Source organism: Candidatus Zixiibacteriota bacterium, from assembly GCA_034439475.1.
Classification (GTDB): Bacteria; Zixibacteria; MSB-5A5; order GN15; family FEB-12; genus JAWXAN01.
Genome location: JAWXAN010000019.1, coordinates 1 through 15,657 on the forward strand (window position 1 = coordinate 1; position 15,657 = coordinate 15,657).

Consider the following 15,657-nt stretch of genomic DNA (forward strand, 5'->3'; position numbering starts at 1 on the left):
TAAACTCCGCCCAAAATGAATAACTTACCAACACTTTTTGGCTATTATGCCCGCAATGACGTACTGGGAAAGTTGGCTTTGATTCTTGTGCCACACTCCCGACGTTCGTCGGGACGGTGTGAGTTTTTCTTCCAGTAGCCCAGCCAACGGTTGGGTTTTTTCTGCCCAGTGTAAGAATGATCTGGTTGCAGAAATTTGGTGCGGGGCAGTGACGTCCCGCACCAAATCAGAAGGATGAGCAGGTGTAGCGGGACGTACACCAGCCACGCATAAGCGTGCGGCATACCCAGTTGCTCTATAACTCTTTTCATATCATGAATATGCAGAGGATGCTTTCTCTCCAAAAAGTGTCCTTGTCATAGACACGAAAACAGCATATACTTTTGCGCATGGTGATGCGCCAATGCCTCACCTTGTAATATACAGGAGATATAATGAGCGATTTAAGCGTTTCAACGATACAGACAAAGCAGGCAAAGTATAAAATATTCACAATTAATAGCCTTAACCAATACCGAAAATCTGCCAAACAGACGGTTGAACAACTCCCGATTTCAATAAAGATTCTCATGGAATCGGTTTTAAGAAATCATTCACTCAACCCGAAACTTGTTACCCAGGCCGATCTGGCTCATGCCGTTTCATACGATCCCCATCAGGCCGAGAAATCGCAGTTTCCATTTATTCCGGCCCGGGTGATTTTGCAGGATTTTACCGGTGTGCCGGCTGTAGTCGACCTTGCCGCGATGCGGGCCGCGATGAAACGTCTGGGCGGTGACCCGAAAAAAATTAACCCCCTTGTGCCTGTCGATCTGGTCATTGACCACTCGGTGCAGGTCGATGTCTTTGCCAGCGAAGACGCGCTGTCAAAAAATATGATATTTGAATTTGAGCGAAACCGAGAGCGGTATGAATTTCTGCACTGGGGTCAGAAAGCATTCAAGAATTTCCGCGTCGTCCCGCCCGCGACCGGGATTGTCCATCAGGTCAATTTGGAATATCTCGCTAAAGTCGTCATGACTCGCGATGGGATTGCCTTTCCGGATACCCTCGTAGGAACCGACAGCCATACGACCATGATAAACGGACTGGGTGTGGTCGGCTGGGGAGTAGGTGGAATCGAAGCCGAAGCCGCAATGCTCGGGCAGCCGATGTATATGGTTGCGCCGGAAGTGATCGGTTTCAAACTCACCGGGCAGTTGCGCGAAGGGGTTACTGGCACTGATCTGGTTCTGACAGTCACCCAAATACTCCGCAAAAAGGGAGTCGTCGGGAAATTTGTCGAGTTTTTCGGTTCTGCGCTCGATACGCTTTCTTTGCCTGTCAAAGCAATGATTGGAAATATGGCCCCGGAATACGGCGCCACGATAGGCTATTTTCCGGTCGATGCCTCCACGCTTGATTATCTCCGTCTCACTGGCCGGAGCGAAGACAAAATAGAGCTCGTCGAGCGGTACTGCAAAGAGCAGGGGCTTTTCCGCACACCGACAACCCCTCAACCGGAGTTTACCGATATTGTCTCACTCGATATTAGCACGGTAGAACCCTCACTTGCCGGACCGAAACGCCCACAGGATAAAGTTGTTCTCTCGCAGGTACAATCCGATTTCAAAAGCTCACTGACCAAACCGATAAAAGACCGCGGCTATGAACTGTCAGAGGCCGATATGTCACGTGTGGGGAATATCAATAACGGATACAACGCGCAGATTGCTCATGGCTCAGTTGTCATCGCAGCCATTACATCGTGCACAAACACCTCCGATCCATTTGTGTTGATTGCATCGGGTATTCTGGCCAGAAATGCGGTCGAAAAAGGACTGAAAGTAAAGCCGTATGTTAAGACCTCGCTTGCGCCCGGCTCACGAGTCGTAATTGAATATCTCGAAAAATCCGGTTTATTGCCCTACTTGAAAAAGCTCGGCTTTCATAATGTCGGTTTTGGCTGTACCACCTGCATCGGCAATTCCGGGCCCTTGCCGGAACCGGTTGTCGAGGCAATAAACGAAGGGAGTGTCGTGGCGGTCTCGGTTTTATCCGGCAACCGGAATTTCGAAGGGCGTATCAACCCGCATACCCGCGCCAATTACCTTGCCTCCCCCCCGCTCGTCGTCGCCTATGCATTGGCGGGCACAGTTGATATTGATCTGACAACCGACCCGATTGGCATCTCGGATTCAGGCAAGGCCGTCTATTTGAAAGATATCTGGCCGACACAAAAAGAGATTGTGGAAACTATCACTAAATTCGTCTCTCCCGAACTATTTCGTGAGCAATACGCCTCGGTTTTCGATGGCAACCCGACTTGGAATGCCATCAGCGGCAAAGGAGGGGAGTTGTTTGATTGGAATGAGACCTCGACCTACATCCAAGAGCCGCCATTTTTCCAGTCCATCACAATCGAGCCATCGGCATTAAAACCAATTCACAATGCCCGTGTGCTGGCCATGTTTGGCGATTCCATCACAACCGACCATATTTCGCCCGCCGGGGCTATCAAAGCCGATTCGCCAGCCGGAGATTACCTTGTCGAGCAAGGCGTATCATTTGCCGATTTTAATTCATATGGCGCGAGGCGCGGCAATGACAGAATCATGACCCGCGGGACTTTTGCCAATATCCGGCTCCATAACTTGCTCGTTCCCGGAAGCGAGGGTAACATCACCGTGCATTACCCAAGCGGCGAACGTCTCTCCATATACGATGCGGCGATGCACTACAAATCAGAGAATGTCCCGCTCGTGATTCTCGCCGGAAAAGATTACGGCATGGGTTCGTCCCGCGACTGGGCGGCCAAGGGAACGCTGCTGCTTGGTGTGAAGGCTGTTATTGCTCAAAGCTATGAGCGCATCCACCGTTCGAATCTGGTCGGCATGGGAATCTTGCCGCTTCAATTTCTCGAAGGCGAATCGCGTGAGTCGCATGGGCTGACGGGGGATGAAATGTATACTGTCGAGGGATTATCCTCGGCGATGAAGCCCGGGCAACTGGTGACTGTCCATGCCCAGACAAGGGCGAGAGACATTCAGTTCCAGGCGCGTGTCCGGATTGACACCGAAATTGAAATCGAATATTACCGCCATGGCGGTATTCTGCCGATGGTACTTCGCCAGCTCATAGCGCAGGCGTAGACTTGAAATACCGACAAAAAGATTTTACTCATCTAAAACGACACGAGGGAGAATAAGACGATATGCCGGTTGCCACACCAGAGATATACAACAGCATGCTCGATACGGCCCAAGCCAACGATTATGCCTATCCGGCGATAAATTGCACATCAAGCGAAACAATCAATGCCGCGCTCAAAGGATTTGCCGATGCCAAATCCGACGGCATCATCCAATTTTCAACCGGCGCCGGTGAGTTTGCCTCGGGCCTCAATGTTAAGGATATGGCGTTTGGAACAATTGCCCTCGCCGAGTTTACCCACCGTGTGGCATCGAAATATAATATTTATGTCGCCCTTCATACCGATCACTGTGTGCCGGGTAAAGTCGAAAAGTTTCTCCATCCTCTCATTACTGCGACTGCCCGCCGACGGTCTGTCGGTCAGGGTAATCTTTTTCAATCGCACATGTTCGACGGCAGTGAACTGCCCCTCCCCAAAAATATGGCGACCTCTGTTGAGCTGATGAAACTGTGCAAAGCGAATGAAATTATCCTCGAAGTCGAAACCGGTGTGGTTGGCGGAGAAGAGGACGGCATTGACAACACCGGCGCCTCACATGAGAAATTGTATACAACCCCCAATGACATGGTCGAAGTCTACAAAGCGCTCTCTTCGATTGGCGGACGCTATATGCTTGCGGCCACATTCGGCAATGTTCATGGTATCTACAAACCCGGTAACGTCGTTCTCAAACCGAAGATTCTCAAAGAAGGACAGGACGAAGTTGTCCGCCAATTTGGGCGAAAGGCATACTTTGACCTTGTCTTCCATGGCGGCTCCGGTTCAGAACTCTCAGACATTCATGAGACGCTCGGCTACGGGGTGATTAAAATGAATGTCGATACCGATGCCCAGTATTATTTCACCGAGGCTGTCGTTGCCCATGTTGACGCCAACCGAAAAGTACTAACTCATACCGCCGAGGAAATGGCCGACAAGAAAAAATTCGACCCGCGCACTTATCTGAAAAAAGCCGAAGAGAATATGGCCAAGAGAGTGTCCATGGCATGTAACGATCTTCGCTCGACAGGAAACACGCTCTATACGCCATAGTATGTCCTTCCAGTAAAAACACGTCCAGGATAGCCCTGATTGTCTTAATCAGAAACAAGCTCTGTCTGGACTGTGATAAGTCTCTACATCCATCATCTTCTCCCACAAGGGGATAAAAGACCTACATCAATAGGGCGGAACCAATCAGTATGGCCGGTTTTATAAACTATATGAGTAGAGGCAAAGCCACTGTACGAACTCATATAGAATTCAACACGATGAGTCGTCGAAGCAAGTTGTCTGATACGTAGATGGAAAAGAGCGGACAGACAATTCATCCGCCTCTAAACGCCGCTTTGAACGCAAAAGGAGAAACCATGTTTAACGAGCGTACACAAAATTTCGGTATTGATGCAAATACTCTGGGGTATGAATTGCGGGCGTGGTCTGAACGTCTAAACCCGGACGATGACGAAGTCGGTTCTCGCCGATCTCCTGATGACCGGGACCGCGTTCCCGATGGCGCAATCGGCGACAAGGAAAAAGGTAAGAAAGCCCTCTCGGGCTCCCCAAAAAACCGCGAGGAACGCGAAATCAATGAGCCCAAGATCGACCAAGAGCGCGAACGTGAACGCAACCGTGCTCCCAGTGACCGCATCCAGGACGGCACGCCCAATGAGAAAATGTGGGCCAAGGGCAAAACCGAAAATACCAAATCCAAATCCCCTCAAAAAAATAAAGAGTCGGAGTTGGAGCAGACCGAACGAAATCCAAATCATACCGGCGAAGGACGTGACAACAGCAATCCGGACAATAAACCAACTATGGGAGGCGTAGCTGACGCCGATCCTGTGAAAGCCCGTTTGCCTCAAACCGACCAGCGAAACGGGACAACATAGCGGTCAGGTTAAACAATAATTTGTATTATGAGTCAGGAGAGAAGAATGCTTTCTCTCCTGACTTTTTTATTGCTGATGAGTAAGTGCGCAGGCAGAAGTTACTATTGAAATAGTTGGACTGCGCAGTCAAGGGACTACGTCAGGAGCATTAATGCCGACCGCACATGAATGGGAGGTCACGTGATGTCTTGGCACAGTCCATTGTGCAGTATCCTATCTAAAAATTGCCTTACGAATAATTAATGTTCGACGATAGAGCGCTACCGTATTCCAGCGCGTGAATGTCTCGTGTCATGATGTGCGCCTACGAAGTGGAACTTTGATTGTTTGTAATGTATATAACACGTAGAGCTTCCGAGAACAGCTCTTGATGACAGCTTGAATAGTTCAGTCTCGCAATGAACTCAAAGGATCGGTGAGGTGGCGTACCGTTGAGCATGGTGAGAATTCAGAATCGAGAAATCAGAGTTGAATGTACTCTTCATCGAGTACAGAGGTAAAGGAGACATTTCATGCAGAAAGAAAACAATTCGGTTGGTAACTCGCGTCAAGCCCGTGGCGGATCCAGCGGACGCGGCCAAGGCGGCGATTCTTCCAGTGGCGGCACTTCCAGCGGCAGTGGACAGGGACGTTCTTCGGGCGGCGGACAGGGCAGATCATCAGGCGGTAATTCCGGAGGCGGAAGATCGTCAGGCGGAAACACAGGCGGCAAACCACGCAGCGGCGGCCGATAACCGATTTCAACTTTATCGATAGCGCATTCTGATCAATTGAGAGATTAATCGTCACCAACGGCGAGCAGTTTCATACCCGCAGTTAATGCCAGTCTGTTTTTTGCTTGTCGCTATGACTCTCATCTGAACGCGGCAAGCAAGTATCAAGGGTCGGAGGGAAATAATCCTTTCGGCCTTTCGTTTGGATATAATCAATTATCCGAACAAGTCTTCGCGCTCGACTCCCACCATAGGCATACCATCCCTCAATAGGGATGTGTGTTCCCAAGCCTCGCCCCTTTTTGTAATTCTCTTCATAGGAGAGTTGGCGCACGAGGACGTACGCCAACCACGGAATGTCGTCCCCCTCCCAATGTCACCCCCCCTTTAATGTCACCCCAGCGAAAGCTAGGAGGGCCAGGGTAAATCAACGTGCAGGCCGCTTTCGGCCTGCACCCCATTTGACTATATTCCCCTCCAATCCTCCGCGCGCGGAACAGCCAAGCTAACATTGTGTATAATCGCTATAGCTTTTGAGGCTATCCAAGCATGAGCGCTGTAAAGGTTCGAACGACCCGCTTGGGCGATATCTGCCTTACATTGATCTGGTTCATATATTGAAAGAAGAATATTTTCAGCGTCGTTCATTCGCATGTGCCATGACCGCAACCACACAGACCAAGGAGACCACTATGATGAAAGAGAGCTTTAACGAAAATTCCCGTAGCTTTATAGATGAAAGCATGGGCTATGAAAGATTCGAAGTCATGGGCGTACGACGCAATGAGCCAGGTGAGCGCGATTGTGAGATCGACGACCCAAATAAGAATGGTTCCGAGAATGACGATGAGCAGTTCAATGGCGGTTCCGGTAACATGCATGCCCGCGAAGGCGGCGGACGTGAGAACGAGCGCAGTCCCGGACAGGGCGGTAGTGGCGGCATACCCAACGGCGGGCAGCCCATACCCGATGAAACCAATCGCAAAGACAAATCATCCGGCGGAGGATCTGGTGGCAGACCAAGCAATAAGTAAAAATATCTCGAACTAACAGACGCGATTTTTTTTCAGAGCGTCTCATGAGAGAGAAAAACATCTGATGGACAGAGCGAGTCGGGGGGAACAAAATCAGCAGGCACACTGCTGATTTTTTTCGCCTGCTCTCATACTTGCTGTACGCCGTTTGTACTAATCCGAACACAAACCGCAGCGTTTCACTTTTAAAAAGTAGATTCAAGGGCACACCTGAAGGGAACTTCACACAGATGCTTGGGTATAAAGAAAGCGTCAAATTGGAATTATCGTGTGACATGATTATCGGTTGACTCTCGCGATGATTGCGATGATTGGAATCGCAGGGAAGCTTTCACCATTGTAGTGTCGCGGGGAAAAATGTTTTCTAACGATCACAGCCACAGGCTCTGATCATAACCAATCTTAAGGAGATTGTCATTATGAAAGAAATCAAAAATACCCAAGGTACAGTCACCCCCAAGAACTCCGGACTCTTCCACAGTGAAATGAATCGCCAAGGTGGCGAGAGTGGTGGAAATCAAGGCGGTCAGGGCGGAAGCCAGGGTGGACGTGAAAACGAACGTACTCCCAAACCAGGTGGCGAGCAAGGTGGCGGCATGGACCGTCAAAAAGAACGCAATCCCGGCCAGAGCGGTGGTCAAGGCAAAACTGGCGGAAACCAGGGCGGCGGTCGATAAATTTATTTGTGTTTCTTTAACCGGATGCTCGTATGAAAACTTAGCGCCTGACCCGGAGTTGAAGCGACACAGCGTAATCTTACTTTCTCGCGCTCAAAAAAAAGAGCCGGGGACTTCACCAGTCGCTGGCTCTTTTTTTTATACCTACAATACAAGCCGACGCTCCTCAATCACCGCGTGATTGAGATTGACAATTATCTCCCACTTGCTTTATTTTAGTATATGAGAACGCCCTGTTAACCAATGACAACTGGCACACCTAATGAAAAGGCAGCGCGGAGGTCAGCACTGCGCCGAGCGCGATACAAAGCAAAGCAAAAATGCTCGCGGTGTGGCGCCGTGAATCGCTCGAAGTTCGATCTCTGTGTGTCCTGCCGAGCGGAGATGAGCCGGGTAGAAGTAGAGCGGCAGGATAATCTTCGTGCTAATGGACTCTGTGTTCGCTGTCGCAAACCACGAAACCTGTTTTCCCAACTCTGTGATTCTTGCGGGGCTCTCGCATGGGACAACGCTGGCAAAAACAAATTGTTACAGGCTAAAAAAGAAGAAATTATTGCTGAATATGCCAGACTTGTTAAGAGCCGATTATCAGTTGTTGAGAGCAAGAAGACGCTGGCCGAGCGGTATGGCTGTTCCGTCGCAACCATTCATAAATACGTCACAAAAACCGGCCAATAATCGTATGGCGATGCTATAAATAGCCAAAAGGAGTTCATGATTACCGCACTTGAAGCACGCAAGACGCCTTTCTATGATTTTCATATTTCCACCGGAGCCAAAATGGTCAACTTCGCCGGCTATCTTATGCCTATCCAATACAGTAAAGGTATGACCGCAGAGCACCTTGCCGTCCGGCAAAATATTGGTCTGTTCGATTTATCGCACATGGGCGAATTCGAAGTCACAGGCTCTGACGCGCTTGAATTTCTCCAAAAAACAACCACCAATAATGTCAGTTCGCTTACTCCTGGAAAGATTCAATACAGCTGCATGACATACCCCGATGGCGGAATTGTCGATGACCTACTTGTCTACCGGCTCCAAGACCGTTTCTTTCTGGTCGTCAATGCGTCCAACATCGACAAAGATTATGCCTGGCTTGATTCCCATCGATTCGGAAATGTCAAGCTTGTGAACCTTTCCGACGAACTGGGTCTTCTTGCCATTCAGGGTCCAAACGCCCAAAAGCTTATGAGCGAACTTACCGATTACCCGCTCGATGAAATGGGCTATTACACCTGCGCACGAGACAGAGTCGGCGGTGTTAATCTTCTTTTCTCTCGAACCGGATATACGGGCGAGGATGGATTCGAACTTTATATCCCAAGCAATGACGCCAAAACAGTTATGGGCGCTGTGCTCTCAGCCGGGACAAAACATGGCCTGGAACTTATTGGTCTTGGCGCGCGCGACTCATTGCGACTTGAGATGAAAATGTCCCTGTACGGCAATGATATAGACCAGACGACCACACCCGTCGAGGCCGGTTTGTCATGGATTGTGGATTTCGAAAAAGAGTTTATAGCAAAAAATATTCTTGTGAAACAGCGGGATGAAAAGCCAAAACGACGTCTGGTCTGCCTTGAGATGGAAGGCAAAGTCTTTCCCCGACATGGCTATGATATTATCGATTCCGGCCGCGTCATTGGCACGGTGACCTCGGGTACTTTCTCGCCGTCGCTGCAGAAACCGATCGCGCTTGGTTATGTCCCGCTCGAGAAATCAAAAATCGGCTCAAAAGTCGGGATTGCCATTCGTTCATCGGCCTATGAAGCCACAGTTGTCAAGCCTCCTTTTTATAAACATGCCACACACCGCTGATTTTTGATGTATCTTGCCTATTATGCACGTTGATCTTTTCCTCACGCCTATACCATTCGAGAAATCGAGTTTCGAAAACCGCACCGTGGTTGTTATCGATGTTCTCCGTGCCACCACGTCAATTTGCGCCGCCTTGAAAGCTAAGGCCAAGGGCGTTATTCCCGCTGATGGCCCGGGGGAAGCCGGCGATCTCAGGTCAAAGCTTGGCTCAGACATTGCAGTACTTGCCGGCGAGCGAAACGGAGTCAAGATAGATAACTTTACACTCGGCAATTCTCCTGCCGAATTCACCGAGGCATCTGTGGGCGGCAAGTTCGTCATTATGACAACGACCAATGGCACACCTGTGTTTGGGCGGACCCACTCGGCAAAGCTCGTTATTGCCTGCGCACTGGTCAATCTCTCAGTGGTTGCGACCAAAATCGCCGAGGAGGATTGCGATGTGACTATTGTCTGCTCAGGACGCGAGGGGAGTTTTTCCATCGAAGACACAATCTGCGGCGGGATTTTGCTTCATCAACTGCAGGTGGTCCATAAGAAAGAATTTCGCACAAACGATGCTGGCTCGCTGGCGCAATTGCTCTATCGTTCGAACAAGACCGCAATACGCCCGACCATCCAGCAGGGGGAACATGCCCGCTTTCTGACATCGATAGGATTTGGCGGCGACGTTGAAATAGCAACCGATATTGACTCAATTCCTGTTCTGCCGATACTCCGCGATGGCCGCCTTGTGTTGGAACAGAGCGTCTCCCTGCTCGACGCGGTATAAGATATTACGGCGTATTACCGCCGGACCAGCAGCGGCTGGATCTCGGCAAGTGACACCCAGACATTTTCATTCTGCTTAGCCAGAAATAAAACTGCCTCGGCGACCTCCTCGACGGTCAGCCATTTTACAGCCTTACTTCGCGATGATGCGGTCGCGTCCATCTCAGACATGAGCTGCGTATTCGTTGCCGAGGGAGATACAAGCGAGACTTTTATATTATAATTTCTGACCTCATTTGCGACGGCTTCGCTGAAAATATTGAGCGCCGCTTTTGATGCGGCATAGACAGACCTTCCGGCCCGTCCCGCTTTTCCGGCCATCGATGATACATTGATGATTTGCCCGGATCCGTGAGCGCGCATTCGCGGAATAAGCGCTTTAAGACAACAGAACACGGCTCGGATGTTCGTATCGAAAATAAGATCAAATTCGGTAACCGATGTATCTAAAAGATTCTTGTTAACTCCGACTCCAGCATTGTTGACAAAAATGTCCACCTGATTGAATGTTATATACGCGGTATCGATGAGACGTTTCATTTCATCGGACCTACGAATATCTGCGACCACAATTTTGCAGTTGTCAGGATCTATATCCAAAGAGCGGGCTGTATCCTCAAGCGCGGTTTTGGAGCGCGCACAGAGCACAAGCCGGGTCTGTTCACGGGCAAACAGAGTGGCGATCCCTCGCCCGATCCCACGCGATGCCCCGGTAATAACCACAACTTTGTTTTTGAGTCTTTGCATATCGTACTTTCAGTAATTCGGAGGCACAGTTGGAACTGAATTTCGCTCTTTTCTTTCAGGTATGTATAGTCTTGGGCGTAGCACAGCCTTTAAGGCTTATACGCACAAACCTCGCATTAATTGCGATGATGCTGGAATATCACAATAATTAGACGATAGAGAGCCTGTTGACAGATATCAAATAAAGAAAAATATCTAGAACTGATTTGTCTTAAGCAAAACCAGTGTGCAGTTTTCCACGATCTCAATACCCGCGCTTATAAGGGTTTCTGCAAGGCTTTCATTTTCAGCCCCAGGATTGAAGATGACCCGGCGAGGTTTCAGCGCGAGAATATTTTCTTTCTCGGCAGATGAAATCTGCGCGTTGATATAGACGATGACGGTGTCCACAGTCTTTTGAATGTCGCTTAGTAATCGCACACCGGGCATACCATCGATGTCATGCCCCGCCGGATGAACCGCTATCGGCAAAAAGCCGTTTGCTTTGAGCATTTTCATGGCAAGAAACGAAATGCGCCCGGGTTTTGTTGATGCCCCCAGCACAGCGATTGTCGATCCCTTTGCCGCGCGCGTTGTTTGAATCATTATGCGTTTTCCCTTTTCAATGCCCGTCTCTCATACTGTCGGAAAAACCTCATGCGGGTCGAATTTCTGTCTTATTTTGCGGCAGTACTGGGCATCTGTGGATTGATTGGTCTCGTCCAATCCGCTTAGAAATCGTTCTCTCTCGATAGCGCTCATCTTGATATCTGCGAATTCTTCAATAGCCGAATCCGGCATCACCCGAAAGGTCGCGCTTACCACAAGTCCCAGCAATCCCCATGAGGGCGCAAAGATTTTTACGATATCATATCCTGAAACAGATTTGAAGCAGACCGAACCCGGTGTGACAATTTCGCCTTCAGGAGTCACGATCTCGGCTTTGATGAGATATTTTTTTATGGGCAATGGATGCATATTCATCCGACCGCTCAGATTAGTCGCGACTGCGCCGCCAACCGAGCCGACATACGGAAGCAGGGCATGCGGCAAAAATAGTTTGTGACGTTTCAGTTTGACATTGAGTTCGCGCAACGGAAATCCTGAACCGACAGTAATGTAGAAATCCCCCGGCGAGACATCGATAACATCATTCAGCCGGTCAGTACGTATACTCAGCATTGAGACGAATGGCTCGCGGAGCGGATCGATATTATTCCCAAATCCGGTTATGAAAATCTTCTGTTTGTAGCGGATCGCAAGTCGGACACAAGCCGCGGCTTCGTTAGCGTCTTGCGGATGAAAAGTCGGCACCGATTTTTGATAGGTCAGCCGGTCATCGGGAAATTCTGATTTCAGTATCTTTTCAAATTCCAATAGGGTAGTCATGCCCCCAAGATACGGAATGTCAAACCGCAGTCAAGGTCGGGATTCTTTGCGCAGGCGAGTTCCCTCACGTCTACTTTATGTTGCCAAATCAGGATTTTTTCGCTATATTAGCCAAAAAGACATTACCTCATTGGAAGGATGACAATGCAATTCAAGCACACATGTTTTGCTTTGGCGGTTCTCATTTCCGTTGCGGCAGCCATTACCCACGCCGAAGCTCAAAAGCTCCCGGACCCCGCCAATTGGTTCGGAACAGGAATCAACCAAGAGCAACTCATCGAAAATCCCATTGCTGAGGGTATAAAATCTCCTGCTCGTTCTGCGCTTGCTGCCCAAGCCGATCCGGACGTCGAAGCCTTGTGGGTGGGAGCTACCCGCTGGATGAGGGGAGTTAGTCATACCGGAGGCGAGACATTCTTTAACAGCGTTGGACGGGGCGAAATATTTTTCGGCAGCAATCTGACAGCGTCGCAGTTTGTTCCGATTGAACTCAGGTTTAGCAATGTTACAACAAGCGTCTGCCGGACTTTCCGCCGTGACCTCGGTTACGCCTCCTCGGGTGTCGGAACATTTCCCGGCTCGGCCTGGGATATGTCAAACCCGGGCAGTCCTCGTAGATTAAACATCTGTTTTGTCGAAGCATCAACCGAGGGGGCGCCTAATCTGACATGGGATCCAAATGCGACCAGCTTGGGCAAGCGCGAATATGTCTTTATAATGCTTAGTAACTACGACGGCACCGGCGCAACTTATAACGGTGTCAACATTCAATTGGGTGCTTCTAATTTGGATGTTGTCTATGGCTGGTGGCCAATGCTCGAAACAGGATTTACACTGATGCAGGTTCTTCCGGCAACTCTGGCAATTACCCCGTATTATGTCAAAAATTTTCGCGCTATACCGGCCTCCGGAAAACTGACACTGACATGGACATGCTATCTCCCGGGCGTTGATCACTACCGACTGTATAATGGCCCATCCTCACCTGCTGCAAACCTCATTTCCTCCCCGTCGTCTTCTTCGCGGACTTTCAGTCACAGCGGTCTCACAGACGGGGTAACCCAGCATTATAGAATCGAAGCCGTCGATGCCGCAAATAATGTTCTTGGCTTTAGCCGGAATCTCACAGCCATACCAAAGAATATGTCTTCAAATATGACGCTCACCGGCTATTGGCATGAACGGTCTTCGTACGGCGGAATCTGGGGATATACCGATTCAATAACTGGCAAAGAATATGCTCTGGTCTGCGCCCGCGATGAAGGGGTCAGTGTTATCGACATCGCCGCTAATCCGCCAGTCGAAGTCAGCTTTTTGCCGTCAATAAGCCCCGGCAAAGACACCAAAGAAGTGAAAGTCTATCGACATTATATTATCACCTGCAAAGAGACAGAGGCCGCGCAGATATTTGATGTCAGTGATATCGAAAATCCAGTTCAGGTCAGCACCGTCGGAACTGGCGCGCATACACACAATATTTATAAGAATTATTTGATATTAAACGGTCAAAGTATAAACGCCTTTAATGTTTACAACATTACCAATCCCGCTGCGCCGACATTTGTCAGCCATTTCACATCATTCTATTATCATGACACAGATATCCGAAATGATATTTTGGCGGGCGCAGGAATCTATGGCACCGGTGTCGAGTTTGTCGATATTTCCAATATCGCCGCTCCAGTTCGCATTGGCGGTTTCAATTACACCGGCTCGGGAACGCATAATGTCGAATTTTCTGACGATGGCAACTATCTCTATGTCGGAGACGAAATCGGCACGCACAACTGGACGCGTGTGTTTGATATTGCCGATATAAACTCTGTGAGTTTGGTTTCGCAGATGATACTTGATTCGGTTCAGCCGGTGCACAATTCATATGTCAAAGACAGCTTTCTCTATATTGGCCACTACTCCCATGGTGTCCGCGTCTGGAATGTCGCCGATCCGTTAAATCCATTCGAGGCCGGTTACTACGATACCTACCAGCCCAATGTCATCGGATACGAAGGCTGTTGGACAGTCTATCCCTTCTTTGCCTCGGGTAAATTGGTGGCTTCAGATTTGTCGACCGGACTCTACGTGCTGACTTTCGATCCGCTGACTCCGCCATGTTGTACAGGAAGCACCGGCAATGTCGATTGCGACCCGGGCGATGCCTCGGATATAAGCGATCTCACGGCGCTTATTGACAATCTATTTATCTCTCTATCACCGCTTTGTTGTGAGAACGAAGCCAACACCGACGGCACAGGTGGTGTTGACATCAGCGATTTGACAGCGCTCATTGATTTTCTCTTTATCAGTTTGGCTCCAACTGCTCCTTGCCAATAGGAAGCATTTTGAATGTTTAAAAAAAGCCCCGCTCATAAGCGGGTTTTTTGTTGTTGAGGAAAGAAGTGTTTGTGTGTGGCGATGCTCCCCTTCTGGGGACACCTCGCGCGATGAACCCCCAGCTTGATTATTACTTACGGTCTGCTTTGACAAACCGCATGACGGAAATTGACTAACGTAAACTTATAAAAATCTTCCGCCTTCATTGTCTCGAAATCGAAGGTGGCCATCTTGAATCCGGGCATGGCTCTAATTGCCACCAGCTTGTTGCCATCCGGTGTAATTACCATAGGTACTACAGGAAATAGACTATCACATCTGCCCCCGTAGCATGGCGTCGGATCAAAGCCAATTGTATTAATTTCAATCTCCATGAAATTATTTTTTACATCAAGCAGGAAGATGGCGGACGGGGGCGGAGAACAAATAAAAAAATGATGCCTTGAGAACTATAAAGAAAATAATCCCCATTTGGAGTGACCGCTAACTCGCCGTTACCAGGGTTAACATATTTAGAATAGACCACACTATCGGTTCTAACATCGTAAACTCTCTAACAAGGTCTGTACAGTAATCTATCCAAGAGGGAAGGAGCCAGTACTGTCCATCTGGAGTTACACGTATTCTGTTCGGATTGTTCGGAAAATTTTTCGATGGTTGAGTCCTGAATCAACTGACCATGTATACACTGCCCCCCGACAGGCATAGAAAGTTCTACCATCTTTTGAAAAAATTCCGCTCGACACTGTGGAACTGTCACTATAAAGAACTGAATAAGTGAGTGCACTTAGTATATGAAAGCCGGAATCGGAACTACATAAGGCCAAGTATTCTCCGTTTGAGGACGCAAAGATGCCTCTGTCGCAATGGTACGGCAACATGGTCACCAAAGTGAGCGAATCGGCTCTTACAACGGCTGTGCCTTGCTCATGCGAGACATACAACAAACTCCCGTCGGGCGAAACTTCCTAAATTCTATCTGAACCGGGAGGTAGATGAAGCGTGTCAAATCTCTTCTCTTTGGTGTGATTATACTGCTCCCCATTAGTGCGTAGCTGAGCGATAGAGAGTATCTTGTGGCTAATTTCACAAAGGAGTTAGTCATGAAGAAACGAAGTTGGGATGGCA

General features: G+C 49.1%; 14 protein-coding genes. 10 read left to right on the forward strand and 4 right to left on the reverse strand.

Going from position 1 to position 15,657, the window contains the following annotated elements; all coding sequences use genetic code 11:
• The first annotated feature begins 434 nt into the window (after nt 1-434).
• The 9 genes from acnA (at nt 435) to SGI97_02250 (ending at nt 10,081) form a co-directional block, all read left to right on the forward strand.
• Complete coding sequence (gene acnA / locus SGI97_02210; protein MDZ4722709.1) at nt 435-3,131, forward strand: aconitate hydratase AcnA; 2,697 nt, start codon at nt 435-437, stop codon at nt 3,129-3,131.
• A 62-nt stretch (nt 3,132-3,193) separates the two neighbouring features.
• Entirely contained in the window at nt 3,194-4,225 is a 1,032-nt protein-coding gene (fbaA, locus tag SGI97_02215) for a class II fructose-bisphosphate aldolase (GenBank protein ID MDZ4722710.1), read from the forward strand.
• Between the two features lie 317 nt (nt 4,226-4,542).
• Nucleotides 4,543-5,064 carry a hypothetical protein gene (locus tag SGI97_02220; GenBank protein MDZ4722711.1) on the forward strand — a complete coding sequence of 174 codons (522 nt, stop codon included), beginning with the start codon at nt 4,543-4,545 and terminating at the stop codon, nt 5,062-5,064.
• Between the two features lie 512 nt (nt 5,065-5,576).
• Complete coding sequence (locus SGI97_02225; GenBank protein ID MDZ4722712.1) at nt 5,577-5,798, forward strand: hypothetical protein; 222 nt, start codon at nt 5,577-5,579, stop codon at nt 5,796-5,798.
• Nucleotides 5,799-6,469: 671 nt separating this feature from the next.
• The gene (locus tag SGI97_02230) at nt 6,470-6,811 is read left to right on the forward strand and encodes a hypothetical protein (protein ID MDZ4722713.1); all 342 of its coding nucleotides are present in this window, start codon (nt 6,470-6,472) and stop codon (nt 6,809-6,811) included.
• 419 nt (nt 6,812-7,230) lie between these two features.
• Entirely contained in the window at nt 7,231-7,488 is a 258-nt protein-coding gene (locus SGI97_02235) for a hypothetical protein (GenBank protein MDZ4722714.1), read from the forward strand.
• 339 nt (nt 7,489-7,827) lie between these two features.
• Nucleotides 7,828-8,166, forward strand: a complete 339-nt coding sequence (locus SGI97_02240; GenBank protein ID MDZ4722715.1) for a hypothetical protein — start codon at nt 7,828-7,830, stop codon at nt 8,164-8,166.
• Nucleotides 8,167-8,202: 36 nt separating this feature from the next.
• Nucleotides 8,203-9,309 (forward strand): glycine cleavage system aminomethyltransferase GcvT, encoded by a 1,107-nt coding sequence (gene gcvT / locus SGI97_02245; protein ID MDZ4722716.1) that lies wholly within the window; start codon nt 8,203-8,205, stop codon nt 9,307-9,309.
• A 22-nt stretch (nt 9,310-9,331) separates the two neighbouring features.
• Nucleotides 9,332-10,081, forward strand: a complete 750-nt coding sequence (locus tag SGI97_02250; GenBank protein MDZ4722717.1) for a 2-phosphosulfolactate phosphatase — start codon at nt 9,332-9,334, stop codon at nt 10,079-10,081.
• A gap of 14 nt (nt 10,082-10,095) precedes the next feature.
• On the opposite strand, the gene SGI97_02255 is transcribed toward SGI97_02250, so the two are convergent.
• From SGI97_02255 to SGI97_02265, 3 genes are all read right to left on the reverse strand, one after another.
• The gene (locus SGI97_02255) at nt 10,096-10,827 is read right to left on the reverse strand and encodes an SDR family oxidoreductase (protein ID MDZ4722718.1); all 732 of its coding nucleotides are present in this window, start codon (nt 10,825-10,827) and stop codon (nt 10,096-10,098) included.
• Between the two features lie 195 nt (nt 10,828-11,022).
• On the reverse strand, nt 11,023-11,412 hold the full coding sequence (locus tag SGI97_02260; GenBank protein MDZ4722719.1) for a CoA-binding protein: 390 nt from the start codon (nt 11,410-11,412) through the stop codon (nt 11,023-11,025).
• Between the two features lie 30 nt (nt 11,413-11,442).
• Complete coding sequence (locus tag SGI97_02265; protein ID MDZ4722720.1) at nt 11,443-12,195, reverse strand: FAD-binding oxidoreductase; 753 nt, start codon at nt 12,193-12,195, stop codon at nt 11,443-11,445.
• 144 nt (nt 12,196-12,339) lie between these two features.
• Here SGI97_02265 and SGI97_02270 point away from each other — a divergent pair, with 144 nt between their 5' ends.
• Nucleotides 12,340-14,529: a choice-of-anchor B family protein gene (locus tag SGI97_02270; GenBank protein ID MDZ4722721.1), complete on the forward strand. Its 2,190-nt coding sequence runs from the start codon at nt 12,340-12,342 to the stop codon at nt 14,527-14,529.
• 134 nt (nt 14,530-14,663) lie between these two features.
• On the opposite strand, the gene SGI97_02275 is transcribed toward SGI97_02270, so the two are convergent.
• Entirely contained in the window at nt 14,664-14,903 is a 240-nt protein-coding gene (locus SGI97_02275; protein MDZ4722722.1) for a hypothetical protein, read from the reverse strand.
• Between the last annotated feature and the right edge of the window lie 754 nt (nt 14,904-15,657).